We start from the raw sequence: 25,390 nt of genomic DNA, 5'->3' as shown, positions 1-25,390 counted from the left end.
AACCCTAAAAGAGTTAGCCCTGACGCGCTCTAAAACGTGGGTTCGTTTTATTAAGAATATAAATACGACCTTTACGACGCACCAAACGATTGTTACGGTGGCGCTCCTTTAGTGCTTTAAGCGAATTTTTAATTTTCATCATATTCACCGTTAAACAGTTTACGTAACACAATACTATAATACAACATTAAAACACGAAAATACAATATTACAACCCCAATACACTGCTCACACTATGAACATTGCATTGCGATATCGTACTTGCATCATAACATCACACGACACACTTTTTCACTGTGATCACAAAAAGAGAAGCGCACTCTTAAGGTACGCATTAACCACTTCATTAGCACAACGAATAAGTGAAAATTGCAAAAAAGTAAGAAAGATTTAACAAGAAGTCTTATTCTTGTCAAGGGTGTATTATACATTTCCTATGGTGGGTTAATGGTTGCCTTGAAGGTAAAAATATTCTCGCAAAAAAGAAGAATAAAAAGTGGAAACAAGTAAAAGCTTCTCATTTGTGAGAAGAGAAACCTGTTTTTCCGTAAAATATCATCGTTTAGGCGGTGTAGAAGGCTTATGTAAAATTTATACCATGATGTGTTTTTTGTTAGTGTGTGAGGATATTCTTAAAGTTTGCTCTTAAAACCTAGAAAATAAATTGCATGATGAAGACAAAAGGGATGAATTGATAAGGATCAATTTCTACTGTTCATAGTAGACATAGCAAACTTAAGAGTCTCGCATAGTGTTATGGTTTTCTCATTACAAATCTATGTATCTTTAACCATAGCATTTGCTGCCTGCATATCACAAGCGGGATTGGTGTATGGGTAAAAACACTTGAAGAGTAAGGAATAAAACGGTCTTTTATAAATGCTTTCAAGTGCAAGAGAGTGCTGCAACATTGGGGACTGGCAAAACGGTGTGATGAGGCTGGCGTTTACGCTTCATAAGCTTGAAGAAGGGGTGGTGCACTATAAATGTTTAAGCTATTATCGAGAGCTTTTATACTCTATGATGAGGGGCTGTTGTGAAGTGGTGGCAATGTGCATTGGCCAAGTGTTTCTTTAAAATAAGTGTTTCTCTAAAATAAGCGCGTAAATTGGTAATACAAGTGTCTTCTGTTTGAGGCTTTTTATTTTACGTGAGGGCTGAGAGGATGTTTGGGAATGGATAAGCTTAGTGCTGTAATCACGTCCTGTAATTATATCTTTGACGTGGAGATCAGGAACGGAGTGGCGCGCTTGGAACTTCTAATGGGGGATTAAATTTGTGCTATTAGAGTGAAAGATTCTGCATAAATTTCTCTTTGAAGTCAATAGCTTATGATTTTTTGCAACCCAATTATTTCTACGTGTATTTCTACGTGGGGTGGATTGCTGGATATTGTCAAGCGGATGGGGAATTCAAACCATCCGGTGAGGGAACCAGTATAGTGAGAATACACTTTGGCTCTTGAATGTGGATAGTTTGAATTCCTTTTAATATCCATGCTGTAGAAAAATTTGACCTTCCCAAGGGTGATCTATGATGATGTTTATTGAAAGAGTGAAAGGTTCACATTGTCTGGCGATAGACGTAATAAAAGTATGTCATAATACCAATTTATATACATGTTGCCAATGCCAAAGAGAGCTGACACAATGATCATTGGTATCCCGATCGATAGGGGCAGTGACTCTCTTCCTCCCATAAGGCATGCTATACAAAGAATTCCTGTCATTAATAAAAAGCCTATTGCGAAGACTTTCGTTACGAGAACAATGGGTTTACGAAAGATTAAAAGAAAGAGGAATAGCATGTGTCTGAATGGACCCCCTCTCCGTTTTTTTTGGGAGGAACAGGCTGTGCCTCATTTAAAGTTGCTTCCTTATTTTTAGAAATGAAGTATTTTTTCGCTAAATGAGCGTTTTAAAGGCAATGATAGTATTAAAAAGTATAATTTAGCTTTACTAGGATAATAAAATAAACATTTATACTTAGTCAATTAAGGGTGCTGTTAGGTGCTCTTGAAAGAAGCTTGGAGCGCGAAAAAAATTGAAACTTCGTGAAGTGTGCGGGTCTGATGGTCTTGATGAATGTCATTGTTGAGCAGGATAGAGAGTTACAGAGAGTCTTTTGTGGGTGAGAGTATGCGTAAACAAAGTACGCTTACGATAAGGGAGTTCATAAAGAACTGTGCGGGATGCAATAAAGATATGCCATAAAACCCATGAGCATTATACGGTGGTGATGCGCCTTATAATTTATTGTCTTAACAAGCTTAAAGAAAAGGTGGGAAAATCGATGCGCTGAAAAGAGGGGGAGCGTGAGAGAAGAAAAATTGATTTGTAAAGAAGAAATTTAAGCCGTTGGGGGACGTTGAGGAGACTTTTTCGAGAAAGATGTTGAGCGGATGAACAAAAGAAGAAGGTCCTCTATCCGTTAAGGAAAAAAGAGAGAGAGGAAAGTTGCTATGCTGGAGGGGCTATCTTCTGATCAATATTGGGCTGCGTTTGCGAGAGTTGTTTGGGTAGAGTAATACGTTTTACCTCTCAGCGATTTTATGAGAAAACAAAACTCATGCTTTTGTGAAAATGCTTTTGTGCAAAAATAAACATAAGAAGAGAGGCTAGAGGCAATAAAAGCGCATCGTGGATTGGTATCTATGGGCGCAATCGATCAGTCTCTTTCCTAAAGATTGGGATTAAAAGGAAAATGAAGGGGCTGCCTCTATCATGGGGAATAATGATGCCTAGAGGTAACATGTTGGATGAGGCGGTGATGTTGGATGAGGGGATGATGTTTTTGAGAAAAAAAGGGGGACAGAGTTTTGGGTGGGAAAGAAGGGTTGAAAGGGGTTGGGGAGCGTTTGTTGAGCCGCATGGATAGTCAATCGGTGTGGAGTGAAGATTTGTTTTTGAGGGGGGATGAGATGTGAAACGGTTTGTGGGCGAGAAGAGGTGATGTTTTTAAAAGAGCAGGGCTTGTCGGAGGGTGTGAAGGGGGGAGAAGCCATGTCAGGGGAAAGTTAAAAGGTCAGGGGTGTGCGCGATTTGAGCTGCTGGATATCGGTGTGAGGGGAGAGGGTGCTTTTTCTGTCTTCACTTGGGCGAAAAAGCGTTTTTATATGTGAGCGTTAAGATTTGCTCGCTGGTCCCATTAATTGGATGACATGCCCCATTTTGCGGTAGGGTTGAACAGTGCTTTTGCCATATAAATGGATTGAGGTGCGCTCTTGCGTGAGAAAATATTTTAACGTGCTTAAATTGTTCCCAAGAAGATTTGTCATTTGGCAATCGCTATGACGGTATGTGCTGCCTAAGGGAAGACCGCAAATAGCACGGATATGCTGTTCAAATTGTGAAGTTATGCATGCTTTTTGTGTCCAATGACCAGAATTATGGACACGCGGCGCGAGTTCATTTACTAAAAGATGACCATCCGTTAAGACAAAAAGTTCAATACAAAGAACACCAACATAATCGAGGGCATCCATTACTGTTAGGCTGATTTCTTGGGCTGCTTTTTGCACGTCAAGTGGAATATGGGATGGAACAAAGGATTTATGAAGAATTCCGTTTTTATGTTGGTTTTCAGGGCAATCATAAAAAATATGTTCCCCTTGTTTTGTGCGAGCCGAGAGAACTGAAATTTCTGATAAAAAAGGAACTATTTCTTCCAAAATACAAGGCTGCTCCTGAAAAGTCCTTAAGGCTTCGTCAAGGGTTTGTTCATTGGGGCGGTCAAGTTTGATCTGGTTTTTCCCATCATAACCAAAACGACGCGTCTTTAAAAGACCACGTTCGCCTAAGGCATCGAGAGCGGAAAGAAGAGAAGAAGAATTGTCAACAGCATACCATGAGGCGGTTCCAATCCCTTGATCACGTAAAAATTGCTTCTCAAAAAGTCGATCTTGCGTGATCTCTAATGCTTTGGAAGAAGGATAAACAGGCTTACTCTTCTCTACATATTGAACCGTTTGAAGCGAAAGATTTTCAAATTCATAGCTGACAACATCACACTGAGAAATAAAATGATCTAAAGCTGATGTATCGTCATAGGAGGCAACAATATGGCTGTTTGCTGTTTGAGCGGCTGGGCAATCGGCCTCAGGGCAAAAAATAACTGTTCGAAACCCTAATTCTGCGGCCGCTATGGCGAGCATCCGTGCTAATTGTCCGCCCCCGATTAAACCAATGACGCTGCCTGGAGGTAATATGTTAGGTGAGGGGGCGTTGGACGAGAGGGGCGTGTTGGATGAGAGGGTGGTGTTGGATGAGAGGGGCGTGTTGGACGAGAGGGGCGTGTTGGATGAGAGGGTGGTGTTGGATGAGAGGGGCGTGTTGGATGAGAGGGGCGTGTTGGATGAGGGGGTGGTGTTGGATGAGGGGGTGGTGTTGGATGAGGGGGTGGTGTTGGATGAGAGGGTGGTGTTGGAAAACGGTGCCATTTTAAACCTCCGTTACAGGCGTTTTGGCGACATTGGCTGTTTGTTGTTGACGCCAATCTTGTAATCGCTGGGCGAGATCATGATCATAAATGGCCATAACGGCTGCGGCTAAAAGTGCTGCATTAATTGCACCTGCTTTGCCAATTGCTAATGTGCCAACGGGTATCCCTGCTGGCATTTGCACAATTGAAAGCAAAGAATCTTGACCAGAAAGAGAATGAGAATGCACTGGAACGCCAAAAACAGGAAGAGGCGTAAGGGCCGCTAGCATACCAGGAAGATGCGCTGCACCCCCTGCACCGGCAATTAAAACTTTAAATCCTGCGTCTTTTGCTTCTTTTGCAAATTGATAAAGGCGTTCAGGGGTTCGGTGTGCTGAGACAATATGCGAACTATGAGAAATACCAAGATTTGTCAAAATATCTGCACTATGGCACATCGTTTGCCAATCCGATTGGCTCCCCATTAAAATCGCGACATCACATGATTTTTTCATCATTCACCATCCTTTTCAAAGGTTCAATGCGATTCTTTATCATTATTTTTTTAAAAGTTTTATATTCTCTTTGCAAAGCCAATTGATGACAGAGAAACAGTTATTTTTCAAATAAGATGGAAAGCTAAAAATTTAAAGGGGGATCTCGAGAGTTGAAAAATTAAAGTATTGAAGGTTATGAAGCACTTCTTTTGAGGGGGAGGGATGAATTTTGAGGGGGGTGTTAAGGGGTGGTGTGGGACCTATGAGGCTGTTGAGCTTCGGGATTGTCGTTTATTTAAGGTAAGAGGAAAAAATACATCGGGGGAAAGCCATTGATTGTAAGTTTTAAAAAATGTCTCATTTTTATTTGCTAAAATAAACATGGTCACCATATATTATAAAATCTGCTGCAATTTGAAAAATTGCTTATGAGAAAAAGAGATTTTTATGGCGAAAATGCGTTGCAAAGTGAGGATATTCTTTTGAGAAAAAAGAGATGTCGCTCTCTTAATTTCAAAGGCTATTTATTTTGCTGTTCAAGTGATTCTATTAATTGAGTGGGGGAATATGCTCTTTGTAATCGTTGATATATTTTTAATAATAGCTGATATAAAGGGAAGCGAATAATCAACGCTTTTGTGCTTTTGTTAAGATGTGTTTCTTAGCGATTATATGGTTCTGCGTTTTTTTTTCACTTAAATATAATGACAAGATAAAGTGAATGACGAATTGTGAATAATAAATCCATGGTCTCTTTTTTGCCCAATTTTGTAATAATGGTGGAAGCTGAAATAAATTAAAAGTTAAACACCGGATGTAAAGGAGATTTAAAGCTATGTTTTTTCCATTTTTAATCGCTTTAGGTACTGCAATAACGACTATGTATGGCAAAAAAAATATAAGTTATGCTTTGTGGGCAATTTTATTCGTTGTCATTCTTCTCACTTTCAATCATCACGCAACTTCTACTTTAAATTTATCTTTTTGAGAGAATAGCCATGGAACAAGTTGAACAAAAAAACCCTCATTTCGTCATCTTTATGAATACGCTAGGACTCATTGGGTTATCTATTGTCTTGGTGGTGGCTTTTTATTATCAATTGGTAAAGTTTGAGTTACCTTGTCCCCTTTGTTTGCTACAGCGCGTTGGATTGATGCTGGCAGGTTGTGGGTTCTTGCTCAATATTCACCATAAGGTGAAAAATACCCATTATGGTATGGTTATTCTCGGTTGTATGGTAACGAGTGCCGTTGCAGCACGGCAAGTGTTTTTGCATATAACACCTGATGATTTGGGATATGGTTCAACGTTCTTTGGATTGCATTTTTATACTTGGGCTTTCATTATTTCTGTCCTTTGTATCTTTGCTGTCTCATTTGTCATGATTTTAGGCGAATTGGCACATAAGTTCAAAGAATTTTCTTCTTTTCCATTTTTGAGTAAAACGGCAAGTTTTTTATTTGTGTTTTTGATTGCGGCAAATTTGATTTCTACCATACTGGAATGTGGTGGTGGACAATGTGCTGATGATCCTGTAAGGTATGAATTGTTATCAAATTGGTTCCCTTCACAGTCTTGAATTTTTAATAATCCCTCATCGTGATTTTATTGTTAAAGAGGCGGAAATGTTAAAAAATCCGCTTCTTTTTTATTGATTGGGAAGACATTTTAGCAAGATTATTCGATAATCTGATCTTTTATGCCAACACTGGCTTTTATGAGCGCTTGCGATTGATGTTTTTTAAGCGAAGACTTGCTCTGTGAACCTTTTATACTGTCTTTTGAGGGAGATAAAAGGATTGGTTGCAGGTGTTTTTAGAACAATCCCAGATTGTTGAGCTGCGTGGGTTAAAAAGCTTCGTTTTTTAAAGGTGCATTAACGATAAAAAATTTTTATTCTTGATTTTTCTTAACATTGCGTTAAATAAGTTATTGTATTCATTTTGATGCTTCTGAAGTATCTTTGCTGCTTTTAGAGGGATTAATTTAAAATTTTGAAAATTATCTGAATAATTTTCTGCAGAGGTTTGTTTATTAGAGGCAAACCTTTTTTTTTATCTAATTTTTAGATCTTTTCTTTTCAGTGTGAAGCCTTTTTTAGAAAAAATAAAGCGTCTGGATGACTCTCTTTTTTATTAAGGTGTTGATTTATAATGATAAATTATCATTTCCAACGTGAAGCACAACGCTGAAAAATAATAAGATTTTCTCATCACCCGTTCTCTCATATTGAATCAATTAAAATTACTTGCTTGCACATCATGAGCGGATGGGCCATGTGGGTAAAAACTTTACAAGAAAGGCATGCCTTTAATGAATTGGCTCTTGAACTGAAGGCTGTCCGCAACATTGGGAGCTGGCAGAGTTTTTGTGATGCTGCCAGTGTGTTCCTCCATAAGCGTAAAGATAGGGGGGCTGAATGGATTTTATACATTTCATGGGGGGGGATTTTGCCATTCCTATCATGGATAGCGTTGGCGAAATGGGTGTGATGAGCGTTGAGAGATCTGTCTTTAAAACAAGCGTGTGAATATGCAACGCAAGTATATTGTGTTTTGTGCGTTTTGTCTTACGAAAAAATACTGTGACTTATAAGGATAAGTTATCATTGCGGATGTTGAATGAGAAAAACGAAAAGGTTCTCTCATTTCAAATTTTCTTATAGTCAATCAATTAAATGTACTCTCGTACGTTACAAGAAAGCACTGGATGTAAATAAAAAATTTTTTAAAAGTCGTAAAATGCTTCCTATAAATCCTTTTGATAGCTAGAAGTTGTCGAAAAAATTTATGCTGGTCAATGCAAATAATAGGGCGGTTTATATCTATGATTTAAGTGAAAATAGAGGGATTTAAATGAAAAGGGAGGCGAGATTTTAATGACAGTTGGTGAAAACGTTATTGTGTAATGCATTTTTTACAGATTTTCTGCTTTCTGTAATGACGTAAAAGCGTAAAAACGGAAATGTGCAAAAAAGTAAGCTGCGATTTTATGTGTGGTGTGTGATTTTATCATGGCATGGAATGTGGAGAGAAGATTGGGGTTTGGGGATGAAGAGTCTGTGAAGGGAGGGGAAGTTTGGATGAAGAGGCGAGGGTGCGTTGATGAGAGAGAAGAGAGGGTGTGAGGGAAGAGAGGGGGAAAGTTGCTTTTTGAAGAGGGAGTGAACGGGTGCTTTCAGTGATCTTACTTTAGGGTGGTGAAGGGGCAAGAATATTTTAGAATAGGACGTATCTGTCGCGTTTGATGAAACATCATCTTTTGAGGGGTGGGTGATCTGAAGTTTATAGGGGGAGTTGGATATTGGCAAATAATGTCAATTGTTACTCTTTTGCTTAATCAGAAATCAGCCATAAGATTGCTTTTTGTTTTTTCGCTTTGAGTTCTCTAAAGTTTTTCAAAAGGGTGTGTTCTTTTTCGCTGTATGTTTCTTGATCATAGTGTGCGGCATGTGTCGAAAGATTTTCTTTTGTGGCAATATCTGCATAAAAAAAGCTTATGGGAACATCCAGTTTTTGGGTGATTTCGAGTAAACACCCTGCGCTTACACGATTTAAGCCTTTTTCGTATTTTTGGATTTGTTGGAAACTGACGCCTAAATAGCTTCCTAATTCTTTTTGGGAAAGTCCCATTGAAATGCGTCTATGGCGGATTCTTTTGCCTATCAAAATGTCGATAAAATTTGGATTTTTAGTTGGCACTTAAAGCCCCCTCCGGTTGCGAGCGCCCTCGCATTGGTATTCCGGGAGTCTAAAAGTACTGAATCCGAGTCAGTTTTTTTGCTTTTAGTGCTTAAAGCACCTGGACATAGCAAAAACTCCCGGAATTCCGGGATACCCGCAAAGCGGGATAAATTCATGTGTCAAGTCTTCGGGTTTTCAGTTCCCTATTGGTCGTTGCGTATACGACCAAACTTACAGTATTCATTCATAAGGCAATTTCAGAAAATTGGCAAGAGAAATCAAAATCTTTCTATTCTATTATGCCGTAAAACACTGCTCTTTGAGAGGTGTGGTGTGCTGGTTTGAATTTGACTTAAGGGGGTATATGAATGGAATAATGTTAATTGTTACTCTTTTGCTTAATCAGAAATCAGCCATAAGATTGCTTTTTGTTTTTTCGCTTTGAGTTCTCTAAAGTTTTTCAAAAGGGTGTGTTCTTTTTCGCTGTATGTTTCTTGATCATAGTGTGCGGCATGTGTTGAAAGATTTTCTTTTGTGGCAATATCTGCATAAAAAAAGCTTATGGGAACATCCAGTTTTTGGGCGATTTCGAGTAAACACCCTGCGCTTACACGATTTAAGCCTTTTTCATATTTTGGGATTTGTTGGAAACTGACGCCTAAATAGCTTCCTAATGCTTTTTGGGAAAGTCCCATTGAAATGCGTCTATGGCGGATTCTTTTGCCTATCAAAATGTCGATAAAATATGGATTTTTAGTTGGCACTTAAAGCCCCCTCCGGTTGCGAGCGCCCTCGCATTGGTATTCCGGGAGTCTAAAAGTACTGAATCCGAGTCAGTTTTTTTGCTTTTAGTGCTTAAAGCACCTGGACATAGCAAAAACTCCCGGAATTCCGGGATACCCACAAAAGTGGGCTCAATTGTACGCTCGGATTTAGGGCTTTTAGTTCCCTATTGGTCGTTGCGTATACGACCAAAATTACAGTATTCATTTATAAGGCAATTTCAGAAAATTGGCAAGAAAAATCAAAATAATCTCAAAGACTACAAGATTGGGTACTTTTTAAAAAAGTGCGAAATATGGATTATAAATCGCGTTTTTTTCCTATAGAAATGTCGATAAAATATGGATTTTTAGTTGGCACTTAAAGCCCCCTCCGGTTGCGAGCGCCCTCGCATTGGTATTCCGGGAGTCACAAGTACTGAACCCTAGTCAGTTTTTTTGCTTTTAGTGCTGGTAAGCACTTGGACATAGCAAAAACTCCCGGAATCCCGGGCCCCCCACGAAAGTGGGTTCAATTGTACGCTAGGGTTTAGGGCTTGTTTTCCCTCTTGATCGTTGCGTGGACGATCAAAATATCTTTTAAGTGATAAAGTAATTTCAGAAGATTGGCAAGAGAAATCAATATGTCATAAAACGGCGTTATTTGGAGGGGCGGTGATATCGGGCATATCAATTTATCAAGGTGTTTTTTAGAGTGTGATGAATATTTTAGGATGGATTTCTTTGCCTGGCCTGATGAAACAGTCTCGTTTGAGGGGTGGGTGATCTGAAGTGCGTGGGGGAGATTGGCTAGGCAAGAAGCTGGGTTGTAGAGCATTGTTTTCAGAGAAGTGCGGGGTTGGTGGTGTGGGAATTTTATTTGGCTTTATTCTGTGAATGTGTAAAAGCGTGAAGACGTATATTCGTGAAAAAGGAGAGGAGAATTTGTGCATTGTGTATGCTTTTAGCATGGCATGGAATGTGGTGAAAAGATTGTGGTGGGAGGATGAAGAGTCTATGAAGGGAGGGGGAAAGTTGCTTTTTGAAGAGGGATTGATCGGTGCTTTCAGTGATCTTACTTTAGGGTGGTGAAGGGGCAAGAATATTTTAGAATAGGACGTATCTGTCGCGTTTGATGAAACATCATCTTTTGAGGGGTGGGTGATCTGAAGTTTATAGGGGGAGTTGGATATTGGCAAATAATGTCAATTGTTACTCTTTTGCTTAATCAGAAATCAGCCATAAGATTGCTTTTTGTTTTTTCGCTTTGAGTTCTCTAAAGTTTTTCAAAAGGGTGTGTTCTTTTTCGCTGTATGTTTCTTGATCATAGTGTGCGGCATGTGTCGAAAGATTTTCTTTTGTGGCAATATCTGCATAAAAAAAGCTTATGGGAACATCCAGTTTTTGGGTGATTTCGAGTAAACACCCTGCGCTTACACGATTTAAGCCTTTTTCGTATTTTTGGATTTGTTGGAAACTGACGCCTAAATAGCTTCCTAATTCTTTTTGGGAAAGTCCCATGGCAATTCTTCTTTGACGAATTCTTTTGCCTATAGAAATATCAATAAAATTTGGATTTTTAGTTGGCACTTCAAGTCCCCTCCGGTTGCGAGCGCCCTCGCATTGGTATTCCGGGAGTCAAAAATACTGAACCTAAATCAGCTTTTTGCTTTTAGTACTCATCGCACCTGGACATAGCAAAAACTCCCGGAAACCCGGGAAACCCACAAAAGTGGGATAAATTTATGTTTAGGTTTCGGGTTTTTGATCCCCTATTGATCGTTGCGTATACGACCAAAGTTACAGTATTCATTCATAAGGCAATTTCAGGAGATTGGCAAGAGAAATCAATATGTCATAAAACGGCGTTATTGGGGGGGGTGATATCAGGCATATCAATTTATCAAGGTGTTTTTTAGAGTGTGATGAATATTTTAGGCTGGATTTCTTTGTCTGGTCTGATGAAACAGTCTCGTTTGAGGGGGGGTGATTTGAAGTTTATAGGGGGGTGTTGGGTAAGAAGCTGGGTTGTAGAGCATTGTTTTCAGAGCAGCGCGGGGGTGGTGATGTGGAAGTTTCATTTGGCTGCTTTCTGTGAATGTATAAAAGCGTAAAAACGGAAATGTGCAAAAAAAAGGAAAAGGCTTTATGTCGTTAGGGGGCGTTGTGGTTAATGAGACGGAATGTATAGGGATCGTGTTTTCAAGCTGGGAGAGCAACATAAATAGAAGGAGTGGCTTAGAGGAAGTGTGTGGAGAGAGGAAAAATGGGGCAGGCTGTGTGGGGAAATGCATAGAGAGTGGAGAGGGCTGTGGAGCATGTCGTGGATGGATTTGTGAAGGATGTTTTTGAAAAAAGGAGGGGGCTTCTGGATGGGGAGAGGTGTTTGCATTTATCCCAATGGCGCATGTTTAGGGTGTGGAAGGCGGAAGGTGAGGAAAAGTTGGAGGGATGAGGATTGTTTGTAAGTCGTGGAGATAGTCAGAGGCATTGGGAAAACGCTTGAGGGGGAGAAATTTTAGCGCAATTTCTCGTCACTCTGAAATCAAGATCATCCTAAAAATTGGAGGAAATGGGTGGGAAAAATTGGTGGAGAGAAAGTTTTGAGCCTCAATGTGTGTGGTGATATGTGTGGTGATGTTTTTTGAGCGCATGAGAGAGTAAACTTGAAAAACCTTTCTCTTTTTGTTGAATTTTTATTCACAAACTTAAGAAAATAGGATATGAACGCTGGAAATAACGCACAGCTTAACAAAATATGTGCACTGTAAAGGAAATGTTTGTTTATGTCAAAAGAAGAAGTTTTAGAATTTTCTGGTATCGTTACTGAACTCTTACCGAATGCAATGTTTCGTGTGAAACTGGAAAATGATCATGAAATTATTGCGCATACTGCTGGTAGAATGCGGAAAAATCGTATTCGCGTGTTGGCAGGTGATAAAATCATGGTGGAAATGACACCTTATGATTTGACAAAAGGGCGCATTACATATCGCTATAAGTAGCCTAAGGGGTGGCTTGCGCTTTTTTGTAAAAGCCATCATATTATTTCTATTATTTTTTAACAGTTTTAAAGCTTGCTTTTCATGAGTGAAAAAAGGGGAGTGTTTGAATGGCATTGAAAAACTGTAAAATCAATGCGGAAAAAAGATAAGGAGATTAATGGCGCTTAAAAAGGGGGCGCGTAAAAGGGGCGAGAGGGAAGTCGATTGTGAAGGGGTGGAAATGAAAAATATAAGAGAGTGGGGGAAAAAACGTTTGGCAGATGCTCTTACAGAAGGAATTCATTTGGTGCTTGCTTCTGCTTCGCCAAGACGTTTAGCGCTCTTAGCACAAATAGGGATTGATCCTCAGCAGGTTTGTGCAAGCGATATTGATGAAACGCCAAAATTAAAAGAACATCCTGCAAACCTTGCTAAACGTTTGGCAAAAGAAAAAGCCCTGAAAGCCCAAGAAATTTTGCGCTGGTACGATCAGAATGGTCAAGAAGAGTTGCAGAATGGTCAAGAAAAATTACCTCAACAGAAAATGATTATCTTGGCTGCTGATACGGTGGTGGCTGTGGGGCGCACCATTCTCCCCAAACCAGAGGGTGAAGACGAGGCTTATGAATGTTTGCGATACCTTTCTGGGCGTTCGCACAAGGTCTATGGCGCCGTTTGTGCGCTCAATGAACGTGGAAAAATAACCGTAAAATTGGTTGAAAGTCGTGTCCGTTTTAGACGCTTAACTTCTGCTATGATGAAGGCTTACCTTGCTTCTGGTGAATGGCAAGGGAAAGCTGGTGGCTACGCTATTCAGGGAAAAGCCGGTGCTTTTGTTGTCTATATCACGGGTTCTTATTCTAATGTTGTGGGATTGCCTTTGGCTGAAACAGTCGATCTCTTGACCGCTTATCACTATCCACTTTTCACTCATTGGGTTGAAGAAACGCATTAGAAAAACTTTAAGGCAAGATCAATGCAAGGTGAAAAGCAACAAAAAGAAAAAAGCAAAAATGAAAAAAAGGAACAGAAGAAAAGTTAATGAAGGAGCAGATGACAAAGGTGCGCCAAGAAAAAAAAGAGCTAAATTTGCAAAAAGAGACTCGTCCTCCGCATCCTTGTCCTATTTGTGGTCAAATGTCACAACAAAACGCCTATCCTTTTTGTTCCACACGGTGCCGAGCCATTGATCTTAATCGTTGGCTTTCAGGCGCTTATATTTTACCGCCCCCGCCGCAGAAAAGTGATGAAGAAGAATAAAGAGTCCTCTTGAGAAGAGAATGCTCAGAGCGTTTTTCGTGTTGGAGCTGAAGGTGAGGGCGCGCGGGATTATCGTAAATGGATTCAAGAGCTGGATTAACGGCTTGGTTATTGTCGTCATTCGCAAAGACGCAGATTAAGTTCAATCAATGATGAAAGTTTTAATACATATCTAAGACTTAGCACCAGTGGTTTTGTAATTATAAATTGCTTTGTTGCGGAAGGTGGTTGATGCCTTTAGGGTGTGAGGGAAGAATTGATAATCCAATCAGTATTGCTAAGGAAAAAGAGGGGGGCGTGTTTTAGTGCAAATAGACGGGGCAACAAACAATCGCTTGTTGGTGCTTTTGCTGGGTAATGGCATGGTGTCATTTGGGGGCTGGATTGATTATATCGTGATTTTGACCGTATCTGTGTTCATCTGGAAAGCTGATCAATATGATGTCGCTTTTATTGGAGCGGCAACATTATTACCGGGTATCGTTCTGTCTAAGCCAATTGGAATGTTGGTAAGTCATCGTTATATGATACATTGGTTGCGTGCATCGTTGTTGTTACGGGCGTTATGTACTGTCGTTTTATTGATGGCGACGAGTCTGCAGGGATTTATTATACTGGCAGTTATTCGAGCGACATTCAATAGTCTAGCCATTCCAGCAATTTTCGTTCTCAGTGCAAATTCTGTGCCTGAAAAAGAACGTACTCGTTACTATTCTGTGCTTAACATGATCAATAGCATGGCGAAGATGATAGGACCTGCTTTGGGGAGTACGCTCTCTGCGTTTTTGTCAGATACATATACTTTATTGTTTTCTGGATTTCTGACGTTGCTAGGCTTTATAGTGTTTTGTTGTCTTGGTGCACAACCTGTCTCGTCGCTCATAGTAAAAACAGCGAACACCATGAAATCACGGCATAGGCTTTATGGGACAACTTGGTATGCCTATGTGGCGGTGATGTTTGTGTATTTTGCCATGATCTTTATGGTGAATAATCAGTTGCCTGTCATCCTTAATGCACTGAAAATGAATAAACAGGCTCTTGGGATGTTGGTATCTGCTTCAGGGATTGGTAATTTTTTATATGGGTTTTGGAGAGTGAAACAATCAAAGCATAAACCCCTTACAGGCAAAATATCAGAGTTGTTAATGCCTGCAATGTCAACAATGGTTTGTTTTGTAATGATTTCAGTGTGCTTTTTTTACTTGGATTTACTCCGTATTGAAACTTTGTTTTTCTGTTCTTTTCTTGTTGGAATGGTTAGTGCCTACTTTTCCATATCTTCTAATGTTTATCTGGTAACCAATTTCAATGAACAGATTGGGTTGGCTTCTGGATGGGTGCAGTCTATACAAAATTTAGCTATGTTGGTGGCTCCCTTTGTTGGAGCGTTTGTTTTAGGTCACACTTCGGCTGGGCAGTTGTTCCTTTTTTCTGGATTGAGTGGGTTATTCTGTTTATTGGGTATCAGGATATTGGTAAGCCGTTCTTTGTTCATTATTCATTCTGAATGATTGGCTCATCAACGAAACATGTGTTGTAAATCATTTTTCTGAGATTTAGAGGACGTGGAGATAATCCAACATAGAGCAGCTTTTTCAACGTTATAAGCTCAATCTTTTGATTTTTACTTAACCGCTCATATGTTTTTTTCGGGGCTTTGCCTTCTTGACACTGTTCTACCGTCTCATAAACTCAAGCGGAGACATGGTTTTGAGTAACGATTGCACTGTATTGAACCCTGTTATGCTACGAATAGTTAAACTTTCAACCCCAGCCACTGATCCTCAATCAGCTTGGCTTGAAGCAATAACGGAAACAGAAAATGAGCTATAGTATAAATTATCCTACATGCCGTAAAATATCACTCTTTGAGGGGTGTGGTGATATCAAGTATGGGAAATTTTAGGCAGGGGGTATGTTAACTGTTGTGCTTTTGCTTAATCAGAAATCAACCACAAGATTGCTTTTTGTTTTTTCGCTTTGAGCTCTCTAAAATTTTTCAAAAGGGTGTGTTCTTTTTCGCTATAGGTTTCTTGATCGTGGTGTAAGAGAGTGTCTTTTATTGAGATATCTTCTTTTGTAGCAAGGTCTGCATAAAAAAAGCTCATGGGAACATCTAGTTTTTGGGCGATTTCCAGTAAACATTTGGCACTTACACGATTAAAGCCTTTTTCATACTTTTGGATTTGTTGGAAACTGACGCCTAAATGGCTCCCTAATTCTTTTTGGGAAAGCCCTATTGAAATGCGTCTGTGACGGATTCTTTTGCCTATCAAAATGTCGATAAAATGTGGATTTTTAGTTGGCACTTAAAGCCCCCCTCCGGTTGCGAGCGCCCTCGCATTGGTATTCCGGGAGGTTGGATTCACTGAACTTAAACAGTCTCTTGTTTTTAGTGCTGATAGCACTTGGACATAACAAAAGCCCCCGGAATTTCCGGGATAGCCATAATTGTTTATGTGTTAAGTTTTAAGGAATCCAACTCCTTATTGACCGTTGCGTGGACGATCAAAAACACAGATCAATTCATAAAGTAGTTTCAGGAAATTGGCAAGAAAAATTAAAATAATATCAAAGACTATAAGATTGGGTACTTTTTAAAAAAGTGCGAAATATGGATTATAAATCGCGTTTTTTGCTTAATCAGAAATGTCGATAAAATGTGGATTTTTGGTTGGCACTTCAAGCACCCCGCTGGGGGCGAGCGCCCTCGCATTGGTATTCTGGGAGTCAAAATACTGAGCTCTAGTCAGTTTTTTTGCTTTTAGTGCTGGTAAGCACCTGGACATAGCAAAAACTCCCAGAATCTCAAGATATCCGCAAAGCGGGTTTGTTTTTACGCTAGAGCTTAGGGCTTGTTTTCCCTGTTGATCGCTGCGTGGACGATCAAAATATCTTTTAAGTGATAAAGGAATTTCAGAAAATTGGCAAGAAAAATCAATATGTCATAAAACGGCGTTATTTGGAGAGGCGATGATATCAGGCATATCAATTTATCAAGGTGTTTTTTAGAGTGTGATGAATATTTAGGCTGGATTTCCTTGTCTGGTCTGATGAAACAGTTTCGTTTGAGGAGTGGGTGATCTGAAGTTTATAGGGGGTGTTGGGTAAGAAGTTAAATTGTAGAGTATTGTTTATAGAGCACTGCGGAGTGGTGAACCTTTCATTTGGTTGCATTCTGTGAATGTGTAAAAGCGTGAAAACGTATATCCGTACAATGATGCGGAGGATTTGTGGATTTATGCATTGTGCATGTTTTCGGGTCATGTTGGGATTTTGTCTGGCGTGGAATGCGGTGAGATAAATGGGGAAAGAGTTTGTGAATGGAGGAGAAGTTGGGAGGAAGAGAGTTGTTAAGCGCGTTGGTTGGAGAAGAGTGTGTGGGGAATATTTTAGGGCATGGCTTATCTGGCGTGTTTGATGAAACAGTCTCGTTTGAGGTGTGGGATAGCCATATGAAATAATCAGCAGGGGAATCTGATAGACGGGAAATCAGATTGTTTACAGAACAGTGTTTACAGAGTGGTGCGTGGGGTGCTGGTTTGGAAGTTTCGTTGGCTTCGTTCTGTAAAGATGTAAAAGCGTAAAAATGTATATCTGTAAAAGTGAAGCGAAGGACTTATGGATTTGATTGATGCATTGTGCGTGTTTTTGTCATGTTTGGCTTTTGTCTGGCGTGGAATGTGTTGACAGGATTGGCGAGCTGGAGGGTGTGCAGACTGGAAAGGAAATGAAAGAATGCTGTTAGGGGCGTTGGTTGGAGAAGAGTGTGTAGGGGGAAATGGGGGAATGATCTGAAACGAATGGGTGGTCAGTGGTGGAAACTTGCTATGCAAGCATTTGAATTATTTACAGACTATTGTTTATAGAGTGGCGTGGGGTGCTGGTTTGGAAGTTTCGTTGGCTTCGTTCTGTAAAGATGTAAAAGCGTAAAAATGTGAATCTGTAAAAGTGAAGCGGAGGATTTGTCCTTTGTGTATGCTTTTATCATGGCATGGAATGTGGTGAGATAAATGGGGGGTGAAGAGACTGTGAATGGAGGGGGGAAAATTGAGATGAAGAGGGGTGTTAAGTCGTAAGTATATGACGGCGAGGAAGGGGTGTGTGGAATGGAGGATGAAGAGAGTGCGTATGGACAAAGAGAGGGGGTGGATAAGAGGCGGGTGGTGCAAAGGGATGCGTGAAGGATGGTGTAAGGATGATAGAGAGGGAGGTGAGGATTCTATTAAAAGGGTGTTGTGGTTTTGAGAGGAGGGTGAGAGTGGAGAAAATGTGCTGGAAAGCATGGTGATGAGGTAAGCTAAAGGGTATGGGATGAGAGAAGGGGCGGAAAAAGGAACTAGAAAATGGAGAAAAACAGTGGTGGGGAAATGAAAAAAGCTACCTCACCTCCCCTTTGTTTTCAAAGGGGCGTGAGGAATTTATGTTTTATCAAGAAGAAAAAGCTTAGTTTGCTTTCATAATTTTCCAAGTTTTTCCATCAGACATATACATGATTTTTTGGCCTGTGGTTACTTTTCGTATCTCATGATCGGTACGAATTGAGGAACTTGAAGCTGCGCGGTTGTCTACGAAGATTGATTTCCACATAAATGGGCCGGGGAGTGGGAAAAAGATATTGGGTGCCCAAGCACCATCTTGTAAATGAACGACGACAAGCTCTTCTTTTTTCAATTTATCCGAAATAGTTTGTGCAGAGAGGTCTTTCCCATTGGAAATGGGGACTTTCGGCTCAGCTGTGGGGGAGGCTAAACCTCCAAGGTCGCTTATACTATTCATGCACTGAATTTACATAATATTTGGACGACGTGAGGATCTTTACAGTGTCCTTCAGCAGAGGCATTTATGAACGCTTGGTATTTGTAATCAGCTATAGGGCTGAAAAAGGTGGAACTTTGTGGACTTAACACATAACAGGAGGAAAGATGCCTCTTCCAACGAGAATGGTCTTCAACAAAACTCGAAGATTTATAGAGTTTGCCAAAAGTTTTTGGAACTTCGATAACACCGACTATTGTTGCTTTATCAGCTATAAGGTCGATTATTGTTCCTGTAACTAGATTTCCATTCTTGGAAACATCCAATCTATATCGATGTCCAATTTTCCAAGGAAATTCAATATCACAGCGTACTCCTGAGCCCTCATGGGTAAAATGTTTACATTTCTCACTCTTCCATCCTGTGGCATTCCGGATAGAAAAGTGAATGGTGCGGGTGCCTCTGTTGAATAAACCAATATAGCCACTTTTTCCATTTTTGAATTGAAACTCGTTTCCCCAGAAATAGATGGAATGAGGTCCACCATCATAAGTTATTTGCTGAAAAAAAGAAAATGTATCAAATGACCTATTTTGAGACCATGTGTGTTGCATCGTGACAACTTTACCAGCAAAAACAGCGTAGCTTGGCTTGCTTATGAGACAAAATAGAATAATTATAAGAATATTTTTTACTTTACTGTACAAATTAACCTAATTTCATTTAATAAATTTGAAATGATTCCATAAATAGAAGTATATTTAATGTATTTTAAATAGAAAATATAATAAATACTTTTTATTTCACTCTTAACTACATGTCGTAAAATACGCTTTTTAAAAATCAAAAGGTGTATTTGCTTTCATTTAAATTCAATTCATTAATAATGATGTACTGATGTTGTGGTTTTACTTGTGAGGCTGTGCTGGAGGGGGCTGTGCTGGAGGGGGCTGTGATGGTGGGGTTGTGCTGGTGGGGGCTGTGATGGTGGGGTTGTGCTGGTGAGGCTGTGCTGGTGGGGTTGTGATGGTGGGGTTGTGATGGTGTGGCTGTGATGGTGAGGGCTGTGATGGTGGGGGTTGTGATGGTGAGGCTGTGCTGGTGAGGTTGTGGTGGTGGGGTTGTGATGGTGGGGCTGTGATGGTGGGGGTTGTGATGGTGAGGCTGTGCTGGTGGGGGGTGTGGTGGTGGGGTTGTGATGGTGAGGCTGTGCTGGTGAGGTTGTGGTGGTGGGGTTGTGCTGGTGGGGGGTGTGATGGTGGGGTTGTGATGGTGGGGCTGTGATGGTGGGGGCTGTGATGGTGGGGTTATAGGGGAGTTGCAGTTTTTATTTAAATAATGACAGTGCGCCTTTCTCTCCCTCTTGCTATAGGGCTTGTGAGGACCCATATTCTTTTTAGCACTACGGTTCTTCTTCATGCGGCGTCATTTGCGGTGTTTGGTGGGGATTGGTTGGTCCTTTGAAGATGTCTCTTTTGTGGAATGTTGGGGAGTTTAAAGTGCGGCGGTGGCTTGAGATTTAAGGAAAAAAAATGAACTTGGAAAAATATAGCGAACGGTTGCAAGGTTTTTTACAATCAGCACAAAATAGTGCCCTCTCTTCTGATCATCAGCAATTTATGCCGGAGCATCTGTTGAAAGTGCTGTTAGACGATTCTCAAGGGTTGGCAGCATCACTGATCCAAAAAGCGGGTGGTGATCTTACTCTTATTCGAAAGGCGCTTAACGAAGCACTTGATGCTTTGCCAAAAGTGCAAGGGGGAAATGGACAGCTCTATCTCTCTCAGCCGTTGGCAAAAGTCTTTAACATGGCTGAAGATCTGGCGAAAAAAGCCGGTGATCAATTTGTGACTGTGGAGCGTGTGTTGCAAGCGCTGATCATGGAAAAGACCGCAAAAACCGCTGATGTTCTCACAAGTGGAGGGTTGACAGCGCAAGCGCTTAATCAGGCTATTAATGATTTGCGGAAGGGAAAAACAGCAACAAGCCCCCATGCCGAAAGCCAATATGATGCTTTGCAAAAATATGCTCGTGATTTGACAAAAGATGCTCGTGAAGGAAAACTTGATCCTGTGATTGGGCGGGAAGAGGAAATTCGCCGCACTATTCAGGTGCTTTCACGGCGTACCAAAAATAATCCTGTGCTGATTGGTGAACCAGGGGTGGGGAAAACAGCTATTGTGGAAGGGTTGGCATTGCGCATTGTTAATGGCGATGTGCCTGAAACTTTGCGTGATAAACAGCTTCATGCGCTCGATATGGGAGCGCTTATCGCTGGTGCAAAGTTTCGTGGGGAATTCGAAGAGCGCCTCAAAGCGGTGCTGGCAGAGGTGCAAGCTGAAAATGGACAGATCATTTTGTTTATCGATGAATTGCATAATCTCGTGGGGGCAGGAAAATCCGATGGTCCTATGGATGCTTCCAACCTGCTAAAACCTGCTCTCGCACGCGGAGAACTCCATTGTGTGGGGGCTACAACTTTGGATGAATATCGAAAATATGTTGAAAAAGATGCTGCTCTTGCACGCCGCTTCCAGCCTGTCTTTGTGCCTGAACCTTCTTTAGAGGATACTATTTCTATTTTGCGCGGTATTAAAGAAAAATATGAACAACATCACAAAGTGCGCTTGGCTGATAGTGCACTGATCGCGGCGGCGCGTTTGTCTAACCGCTATATTACGGATCGTTTCTTGCCTGATAAAGCTATTGATCTTATCGATGAAGCGGCGGCACGGTTGCGGATGCAGGTCGATTCAAAGCCGGAAGAACTTGATGCACTTGATCGGCGTATTTTACAGTTGAAAATTGAACGTGAAGCTTTGAAAACGGATGTCGAGCCAACAGCAAAAGAACGTTTGAAAAGCGTGCAGGATGAACTGAAAATATTGGAACAACAGTCCGCTGAGATGACAACGGCTTGGCAGGCTGAGAAACAAAAATTAGGGCATGCTGCTGATTTGAAAAAACAACTCGAAGAAGCACGCAATGCTTTGGCTATTGCACAGCGTGATGGACAATTCCAAAAAGCTGGAGAGCTCGCTTATAGCGTTATCCCTGAACTCGAAAAACAATTGAGCATCGCTGAAAATGATGACCAACAAAATCATCTCGTTGAAGAAACGGTCACTGCTGAACATGTGGCACGGATTGTTTCACGCTGGACCGGTATTCCTGTTGATCGAATGCTGGAGGCAGAACGGGAGGCGCTGTTGCGGATGGAAGATGAAATTAGCAAACGTGTGATTGGTCAGGGGGAGGCTGTTCAAGCTGTTTCTCGCGCTGTACGCCGCGCGCGCGCAGGGTTGCAAGATCCCAATCGTCCGCTTGGCTCTTTCATGTTTTTGGGTCCTACTGGTGTGGGAAAAACCGAATTAACCAAAGCTCTGGCCGCTTTTCTTTTCCAAGACTCCAATGCTATGTTGCGCATCGATATGTCTGAATATATGGAAAAACATGCTGGGGCGCGGCTGATTGGGGCGCCACCTGGATATGTTGGATATGAAGAGGGAGGCGTGCTGACCGAAGCCGTACGCAGAAGACCTTATCAGGTCATTCTGTTCGACGAAATTGAAAAAGCACATCCTGATATTTTTAATCTCTTGTTGCAAGTGCTCGATGAGGGACGTTTGACCGATAGTCAAGGACGTACCGTTGATTTTCGTAATACCTTGCTGATTATGACTTCTAATCTTGGCGCTGAATTTTTAACCGCTTTGCCTGAAGGACAAACAACTGATCAGGCAAAAAATGATGTCATGAATGTCGTCAAAGCGGCTTTTCGTCCGGAGTTTTTAAACCGTATTGATGAGATTATTCTCTTTCAAAGATTGCAACGCCACGATATGGAAGCGATCGTCGATATTCAGATAGAACATTTGCAAAATTTGCTCAATGAACGCAAAATAACTTTGCAAATCGAGCCAGAGGTGAGGAAATTTCTTGCCGATAAAGGCTATGATCCCCTCTATGGTGCACGTCCGCTTAAACGGATTATCCAAAAAGAAATTCAAGACCCACTGGCGGAAAATATCTTATTTGGAAAAATTCACGATGAAACAACGGTGAAAATTATAAAACAAGGTGATCGGTTGGAATTTTTGCCTGAAGATTAAGTTTGAAGAAATTCACGCTATAAAGGGCGGTGATAATCCTATTGTGTGATAAAACACCGCTCTTTGAGGCGTGCTGATTTAGAAAAATTCACGATGAGATAGGCGGGTGTTTTATTGCAAAGCAAAGGGAGTGGTCGGTGTTTTTGCATGTTAAAAGAGTGTTCTCGAATATCGTAGGATTCTTTTACTTCTGTTTGTAGTGAAAACTATTTTCTTGCAATGTAATGAGTGAAGTCACAAGCGGGATTGCTTTATTGCTTTATTGCTTTATTGCTTTGTGCGTAAAAGCGTTAAAGAGAAATGCCGTTTATCTGCCGTAAAACATTGCTCTTTGAGGGGGCTGATCTGTGACATGGGGAATTTTAGACGAAGATATTTTGACGATGGATTGGAGTTTTGCTGTTTAAGCAAAAGGTGGAGGATGCGGAAAATGCACTGCTCTCTCATTTTTTCGGTGCTATGCGTTTTTCTGCTTTAAAATTTTGCTAAAAGTTTTTTAAAACTGTTTGATTGATCACAACTCTATGTTGGTGGCTAATAGATGATGGAGCATGATTATCTGCACAATCAAGTTTGCTCCTTTGCAGTTTTTTTTAATCAAGATAAAGACTTGAAAAACAAGACCCCTAACCTGTTTTTGGTTAAAATTTCCGCTATTCGTTGTTATAAAAGCAAGTTTAAGTGAAGGTGTATATTAAAAATATCATCTATATCTTAATTGATTTTACTTTACTTATTTACCAATAAACTATAATATGGTAAATACTAAGTAAAACAAAAATATAATGAACTTTTTTCAAGAACTTTAATAAAAACTGTATTGGAGTTTATTGATCAAAAGGATCATTTGAGATTTAAATGGGGGGTGTAATCTCGTGAAATTAGCCACAAACTTAGCCACAAACAAGGAAATAATTAACAGCTGGTTTGCAGAGGGAGTGAAGAGTTACAATTGGCATATTCCAAAAGGCTTAAAGGATTTCTACGAGGATAGGAAAGATTCGTTAATAAGTGATGATAAGCTTCAACAGGAAATTTTGGACTCTTTAATACAGCGTATATCGTTAACACCGGATGATTCCAATCCATTAAAGATGTTTCTTGAACAAGGCATTTCTTTTAGGGAGGAGCAAGGGGAGAGAGTTTTTGATACTATTAGAGGTGAGCATTCGATATTTGTTAAAAGTGGAGAAAGCGTTGATCCATTTAAAGTGAATGATCCAGAAATTGACGCATCATCTATACCGGACAAACGAGAAAATACCCATACATTTACGATGACGTGTGATCGAAGAGAGCGTGCTTTTAGAGAAGAGTGTGGGCTGGACAATCTTTTAGAAGAGATCAGATCGTTTGTTCGAGAGCAGGATAATGTTGAGAGTTACAATTGGTTAGAAAAGCTTATTGATCGTGCATTAAACAGTGAAGTTGCACCGTTACAAGAAACACAAGAAATCTACATTCCAGACATTCGTGATCTTCGTTTAGATGAAAAATCATATGAGCTCGCTATAAAAATCATTCGACAAGCAGTCGGATGTCTTGGGATTCACTCACGTTTGTACAATGCTTGTTATTTTCAAAAAGCTTGTTCTTGGCGTGATCTTGTATTCATTTTTGGCATAGGTGCTCAATTTGACATAAATGATCAAGTTCTTAACGAAGTCATGAATATGTCGACAGTTTGTGACGCTAAAAATAACCTTTTAAAAGTGAAAGATTTTGGTGAGAAAAATAGCGATGTTATTGGTCTTGCTATGTCAAAAAAAGCGATATCTATCGATGACTTAAAAATAAAAAGGTATAGCAAGTTTGATCCAAACAATTTGCGCACGAATATCTTTTTTCATATTGGGCAATCGTCATTATTTCGTCCGTTTGAAACAATGATTGTCTTTAAAGCAGGGACTGATGATCAGATTGAAAAAACAATAAAAAGGTACGAAGGCGCCAATGACATGAAGTTAAAAGAAGAAGCAGAGAAAGAAGCTTTAAAAAGAGTAGCTTTGAAAAGAGTAAAAGCGCTATAAGAAAGACTAATTGAGGCATTCAAAAGTCATTGGAAAATTATAAGTGACAACAAAAATGCAGCTGATTATCCTCCCTTCCATAAAACATTGCTCTTTGAAGGGGTGTGGGGTGCTGGTTTGAATGTGACTTAGGGGGGATATGAATGGAATAATGTTGATCGTTGCGCTGTTGCTTAATCAGAGATTAGCCACAAGATTGCTTTTTGTTTTTTTGCTTTGAGCTCTCTAAAGTTTTTTAAAAGGGTGTGTTCTTTTTCGCTATAGGTGCATTGATCGTGGTGTAAGAGAGTGTCTTTTGTTGAAAGATCTTCTTTTGTGGCAAGGTCTGCATAAAAGAAGTTTACGGGGACATCTAGTTTTTGGGCGATTTCGAGCAAACATTTTGCGCTTACACGATTGAAGCCTTTTTCATATTTTTGGATTTGTTGGAAACTGACACCTAAATGGCTCCCTAATTCTTTTTGGGAAAGCCCTATTGAAATGCGTCTGTGACGGATTCTTTTGCCTATCAAAATGTCGATAAAATGTGGATTTTTAGTTGGCACTTCAAGCCCCCCTCCGGTTGCGAGCGCCCTCGCATTGGTATTCCGGGAGTTAAAAACACTGACTTGACTCAGCTTTTTGCTTTTAGTGCTAAAGCACCTGGACATAGCAAAATCTCCCGGAATTCCGGGATACCCGCAAAGCGGGATAAATTTATGTGTCAAGTCTTCGGGTTTTTAATCCCTATTGGTCGTTGCGTAGACGACCAAAATTACACTTTAAGTGATAAAGTAATTTCAGAAGATTAGCAAGAAAAATCAAAATAATTTCAAAGACTATAAGATTGGGTACTTTTTAAAAAAGTGCGAAATATGGATTATAAATCGCGTTTTTTGCTTA

27 protein-coding genes are annotated in these 25,390 nt (G+C 40.3%); 16 read left to right on the top strand and 11 right to left on the bottom strand.

Annotation, left to right across the window (positions count from 1 at the left end):
* Window positions 1–13: 13 nt before the first annotated feature.
* Complete coding sequence (gene ykgO, locus ACFIKQ_RS01560) at window positions 14–139, bottom strand: type B 50S ribosomal protein L36 (RefSeq protein WP_013545486.1); 126 nt, start codon at window positions 137–139, stop codon at window positions 14–16.
* A gap of 2,597 nt (window positions 140–2,736) precedes the next feature.
* Between ykgO and ACFIKQ_RS01555 the strand changes: the two genes are divergently transcribed.
* The gene (locus tag ACFIKQ_RS01555) at window positions 2,737–2,877 is read left to right on the top strand and encodes a hypothetical protein (protein WP_375644522.1); all 141 of its coding nucleotides are present in this window, start codon (window positions 2,737–2,739) and stop codon (window positions 2,875–2,877) included.
* Between the two features lie 247 nt (window positions 2,878–3,124).
* Here the strand turns inward: ACFIKQ_RS01555 and ACFIKQ_RS01550 are convergent, their stop codons facing one another.
* From ACFIKQ_RS01550 to purE, 3 genes are read right to left on the bottom strand one after another with little or no spacing between them, the layout of a single operon-like run.
* Window positions 3,125–4,207 (bottom strand): 5-(carboxyamino)imidazole ribonucleotide synthase, encoded by a 1,083-nt coding sequence (locus ACFIKQ_RS01550; RefSeq protein WP_375655828.1) that lies wholly within the window; start codon window positions 4,205–4,207, stop codon window positions 3,125–3,127.
* Window positions 4,177–4,494: a hypothetical protein gene (locus ACFIKQ_RS01545; protein WP_375655836.1), complete on the bottom strand. Its 318-nt coding sequence runs from the start codon at window positions 4,492–4,494 to the stop codon at window positions 4,177–4,179. The genes ACFIKQ_RS01550 and ACFIKQ_RS01545 overlap by 31 nt, the downstream gene beginning before the upstream one ends.
* Entirely contained in the window at window positions 4,440–4,937 is a 498-nt protein-coding gene (gene purE / locus ACFIKQ_RS01540) for a 5-(carboxyamino)imidazole ribonucleotide mutase (protein WP_015856858.1), read from the bottom strand. The genes ACFIKQ_RS01545 and purE overlap by 55 nt, the downstream gene beginning before the upstream one ends.
* Before the next feature lie 814 nt (window positions 4,938–5,751).
* On the opposite strand from purE, the gene ACFIKQ_RS01535 reads away from it, so the two are divergent.
* The 3 genes from ACFIKQ_RS01535 to ACFIKQ_RS01525 all read left to right on the top strand — a co-directional run bounded on the left by ACFIKQ_RS01535 (window position 5,752) and on the right by ACFIKQ_RS01525 (window position 7,409).
* Window positions 5,752–5,904, top strand: coding sequence for a DUF5993 family protein (locus ACFIKQ_RS01535; RefSeq protein ID WP_015856857.1), 153 nt, complete (start codon window positions 5,752–5,754; stop codon window positions 5,902–5,904).
* A 10-nt stretch (window positions 5,905–5,914) separates the two neighbouring features.
* The gene (locus ACFIKQ_RS01530; protein WP_375655692.1) at window positions 5,915–6,496 is read left to right on the top strand and encodes a disulfide bond formation protein B; all 582 of its coding nucleotides are present in this window, start codon (window positions 5,915–5,917) and stop codon (window positions 6,494–6,496) included.
* Window positions 6,497–7,193: 697 nt separating this feature from the next.
* Window positions 7,194–7,409: a hypothetical protein gene (locus ACFIKQ_RS01525; RefSeq protein WP_375655690.1), complete on the top strand. Its 216-nt coding sequence runs from the start codon at window positions 7,194–7,196 to the stop codon at window positions 7,407–7,409.
* Between the two features lie 843 nt (window positions 7,410–8,252).
* Here the strand turns inward: ACFIKQ_RS01525 and ACFIKQ_RS01520 are convergent.
* Together ACFIKQ_RS01520 and ACFIKQ_RS01515 are read right to left on the bottom strand one after the other, a co-directional pair.
* Window positions 8,253–8,618, bottom strand: a complete 366-nt coding sequence (locus ACFIKQ_RS01520) for a helix-turn-helix domain-containing protein (RefSeq protein WP_375655688.1) — start codon at window positions 8,616–8,618, stop codon at window positions 8,253–8,255.
* Window positions 8,619–8,998: 380 nt separating this feature from the next.
* Window positions 8,999–9,364 (bottom strand): helix-turn-helix domain-containing protein, encoded by a 366-nt coding sequence (locus ACFIKQ_RS01515; RefSeq protein WP_375655686.1) that lies wholly within the window; start codon window positions 9,362–9,364, stop codon window positions 8,999–9,001.
* Between the two features lie 951 nt (window positions 9,365–10,315).
* Between ACFIKQ_RS01515 and ACFIKQ_RS01510 the strand changes: the two genes are divergently transcribed.
* Window positions 10,316–10,453, top strand: coding sequence for a hypothetical protein (locus ACFIKQ_RS01510; RefSeq protein WP_375652782.1), 138 nt, complete (start codon window positions 10,316–10,318; stop codon window positions 10,451–10,453).
* Between the two features lie 132 nt (window positions 10,454–10,585).
* Here ACFIKQ_RS01510 and ACFIKQ_RS01505 read toward each other — a convergent pair whose 3' ends face one another.
* On the bottom strand, window positions 10,586–10,951 hold the full coding sequence (locus ACFIKQ_RS01505) for a helix-turn-helix domain-containing protein (RefSeq protein ID WP_375635624.1): 366 nt from the start codon (window positions 10,949–10,951) through the stop codon (window positions 10,586–10,588).
* Window positions 10,952–11,106: 155 nt separating this feature from the next.
* Between ACFIKQ_RS01505 and ACFIKQ_RS01500 the strand changes: the two genes are divergently transcribed.
* The 6 genes from ACFIKQ_RS01500 (at window position 11,107) to ACFIKQ_RS01475 (ending at window position 15,119) form a co-directional block, all read left to right on the top strand.
* Window positions 11,107–11,280, top strand: a complete 174-nt coding sequence (locus ACFIKQ_RS01500; RefSeq protein ID WP_375655684.1) for a hypothetical protein — start codon at window positions 11,107–11,109, stop codon at window positions 11,278–11,280.
* A 392-nt stretch (window positions 11,281–11,672) separates the two neighbouring features.
* Window positions 11,673–11,816 carry a hypothetical protein gene (locus ACFIKQ_RS01495; RefSeq protein ID WP_375655682.1) on the top strand — a complete coding sequence of 48 codons (144 nt, stop codon included), beginning with the start codon at window positions 11,673–11,675 and terminating at the stop codon, window positions 11,814–11,816.
* A gap of 331 nt (window positions 11,817–12,147) precedes the next feature.
* Complete coding sequence (gene infA, locus ACFIKQ_RS01490; protein ID WP_004857577.1) at window positions 12,148–12,366, top strand: translation initiation factor IF-1; 219 nt, start codon at window positions 12,148–12,150, stop codon at window positions 12,364–12,366.
* A 220-nt stretch (window positions 12,367–12,586) separates the two neighbouring features.
* Complete coding sequence (locus ACFIKQ_RS01485) at window positions 12,587–13,300, top strand: Maf family nucleotide pyrophosphatase (protein WP_375652810.1); 714 nt, start codon at window positions 12,587–12,589, stop codon at window positions 13,298–13,300.
* A 98-nt stretch (window positions 13,301–13,398) separates the two neighbouring features.
* Window positions 13,399–13,605 carry a DNA gyrase inhibitor YacG gene (gene yacG / locus ACFIKQ_RS01480; protein ID WP_375622490.1) on the top strand — a complete coding sequence of 69 codons (207 nt, stop codon included), beginning with the start codon at window positions 13,399–13,401 and terminating at the stop codon, window positions 13,603–13,605.
* A gap of 305 nt (window positions 13,606–13,910) precedes the next feature.
* Window positions 13,911–15,119 carry an MFS transporter gene (locus ACFIKQ_RS01475; RefSeq protein WP_375655680.1) on the top strand — a complete coding sequence of 403 codons (1,209 nt, stop codon included), beginning with the start codon at window positions 13,911–13,913 and terminating at the stop codon, window positions 15,117–15,119.
* A 426-nt stretch (window positions 15,120–15,545) separates the two neighbouring features.
* Here ACFIKQ_RS01475 and ACFIKQ_RS01470 read toward each other — a convergent pair whose 3' ends face one another.
* Entirely contained in the window at window positions 15,546–15,917 is a 372-nt protein-coding gene (locus tag ACFIKQ_RS01470; RefSeq protein WP_375647308.1) for a helix-turn-helix domain-containing protein, read from the bottom strand.
* A gap of 1,014 nt (window positions 15,918–16,931) precedes the next feature.
* Between ACFIKQ_RS01470 and ACFIKQ_RS01465 the strand changes: the two genes are divergently transcribed.
* Complete coding sequence (locus ACFIKQ_RS01465; RefSeq protein WP_375635629.1) at window positions 16,932–17,072, top strand: hypothetical protein; 141 nt, start codon at window positions 16,932–16,934, stop codon at window positions 17,070–17,072.
* 982 nt (window positions 17,073–18,054) lie between these two features.
* Here the strand turns inward: ACFIKQ_RS01465 and ACFIKQ_RS01460 are convergent.
* Both ACFIKQ_RS01460 and ACFIKQ_RS01455 read right to left on the bottom strand, forming a co-directional pair.
* Window positions 18,055–18,387 carry a hypothetical protein gene (locus ACFIKQ_RS01460; protein WP_375655678.1) on the bottom strand — a complete coding sequence of 111 codons (333 nt, stop codon included), beginning with the start codon at window positions 18,385–18,387 and terminating at the stop codon, window positions 18,055–18,057.
* On the bottom strand, window positions 18,384–18,980 hold the full coding sequence (locus tag ACFIKQ_RS01455) for a DUF3472 domain-containing protein (protein ID WP_375644527.1): 597 nt from the start codon (window positions 18,978–18,980) through the stop codon (window positions 18,384–18,386). The genes ACFIKQ_RS01460 and ACFIKQ_RS01455 overlap by 4 nt, the downstream gene beginning before the upstream one ends.
* Before the next feature lie 481 nt (window positions 18,981–19,461).
* Between ACFIKQ_RS01455 and ACFIKQ_RS01450 the strand changes: the two genes are divergently transcribed.
* The 4 genes from ACFIKQ_RS01450 (at window position 19,462) to ACFIKQ_RS01435 (ending at window position 24,508) form a co-directional block, all read left to right on the top strand.
* Window positions 19,462–19,650 (top strand): hypothetical protein, encoded by a 189-nt coding sequence (locus ACFIKQ_RS01450; protein WP_375655676.1) that lies wholly within the window; start codon window positions 19,462–19,464, stop codon window positions 19,648–19,650.
* Between the two features lie 54 nt (window positions 19,651–19,704).
* A complete protein-coding gene (locus tag ACFIKQ_RS01445) occupies window positions 19,705–19,830 on the top strand; it encodes a hypothetical protein (protein WP_375655674.1) in 126 nt (41 codons plus the stop codon).
* Between the two features lie 68 nt (window positions 19,831–19,898).
* Window positions 19,899–22,478, top strand: coding sequence for an ATP-dependent chaperone ClpB (clpB, locus tag ACFIKQ_RS01440; protein WP_375655672.1), 2,580 nt, complete (start codon window positions 19,899–19,901; stop codon window positions 22,476–22,478).
* A gap of 875 nt (window positions 22,479–23,353) precedes the next feature.
* Window positions 23,354–24,508, top strand: coding sequence for a hypothetical protein (locus ACFIKQ_RS01435; protein ID WP_375655670.1), 1,155 nt, complete (start codon window positions 23,354–23,356; stop codon window positions 24,506–24,508).
* 173 nt (window positions 24,509–24,681) lie between these two features.
* Here the strand turns inward: ACFIKQ_RS01435 and ACFIKQ_RS01430 are convergent, their stop codons facing one another.
* Window positions 24,682–25,053 carry a helix-turn-helix domain-containing protein gene (locus ACFIKQ_RS01430; protein ID WP_375655826.1) on the bottom strand — a complete coding sequence of 124 codons (372 nt, stop codon included), beginning with the start codon at window positions 25,051–25,053 and terminating at the stop codon, window positions 24,682–24,684.
* Window positions 25,054–25,390 lie beyond the last annotated feature (337 nt).

The organism is Bartonella sp. MR63HLJHH (assembly GCF_042194155.1).
Lineage (GTDB): Bacteria > Pseudomonadota > Alphaproteobacteria > Rhizobiales > Rhizobiaceae > Bartonella > Bartonella grahamii.
The sequence above is the reverse complement of the archived record's forward strand: the minus strand, read 5'-3'. Positions and strand labels throughout refer to the sequence as shown.

What these genes read in the sequence shown, in the direction of transcription:
- ykgO (WP_013545486.1), bottom strand. Translation starts at nt 139, where the DNA reads ATGAAAATTAAAAATTCGCTTAAAGCACTAAAGGAGCGCCACCGTAAC.
- ACFIKQ_RS01555 (WP_375644522.1), top strand. Translation starts at nt 2,737, where the DNA reads ATGCCTAGAGGTAACATGTTGGATGAGGCGGTGATGTTGGATGAGGGG.
- purE (WP_015856858.1), bottom strand. Translation starts at nt 4,937, where the DNA reads ATGATGAAAAAATCATGTGATGTCGCGATTTTAATGGGGAGCCAATCG.
- ACFIKQ_RS01535 (WP_015856857.1), top strand. Translation starts at nt 5,752, where the DNA reads ATGTTTTTTCCATTTTTAATCGCTTTAGGTACTGCAATAACGACTATG.
- ACFIKQ_RS01530 (WP_375655692.1), top strand. Translation starts at nt 5,915, where the DNA reads ATGGAACAAGTTGAACAAAAAAACCCTCATTTCGTCATCTTTATGAAT.
- ACFIKQ_RS01525 (WP_375655690.1), top strand. Translation starts at nt 7,194, where the DNA reads ATGTGGGTAAAAACTTTACAAGAAAGGCATGCCTTTAATGAATTGGCT.
- ACFIKQ_RS01500 (WP_375655684.1), top strand. Translation starts at nt 11,107, where the DNA reads ATGTTTAGGTTTCGGGTTTTTGATCCCCTATTGATCGTTGCGTATACG.
- infA (WP_004857577.1), top strand. Translation starts at nt 12,148, where the DNA reads ATGTCAAAAGAAGAAGTTTTAGAATTTTCTGGTATCGTTACTGAACTC.
- ACFIKQ_RS01485 (WP_375652810.1), top strand. Translation starts at nt 12,587, where the DNA reads ATGAAAAATATAAGAGAGTGGGGGAAAAAACGTTTGGCAGATGCTCTT.
- yacG (WP_375622490.1), top strand. Translation starts at nt 13,399, where the DNA reads ATGACAAAGGTGCGCCAAGAAAAAAAAGAGCTAAATTTGCAAAAAGAG.
- ACFIKQ_RS01465 (WP_375635629.1), top strand. Translation starts at nt 16,932, where the DNA reads ATGGAGGAGAAGTTGGGAGGAAGAGAGTTGTTAAGCGCGTTGGTTGGA.
- ACFIKQ_RS01460 (WP_375655678.1), bottom strand. Translation starts at nt 18,387, where the DNA reads ATGAATAGTATAAGCGACCTTGGAGGTTTAGCCTCCCCCACAGCTGAG.
- ACFIKQ_RS01455 (WP_375644527.1), bottom strand. Translation starts at nt 18,980, where the DNA reads ATGCAACACACATGGTCTCAAAATAGGTCATTTGATACATTTTCTTTT.
- ACFIKQ_RS01445 (WP_375655674.1), top strand. Translation starts at nt 19,705, where the DNA reads ATGACAGTGCGCCTTTCTCTCCCTCTTGCTATAGGGCTTGTGAGGACC.
- clpB (WP_375655672.1), top strand. Translation starts at nt 19,899, where the DNA reads ATGAACTTGGAAAAATATAGCGAACGGTTGCAAGGTTTTTTACAATCA.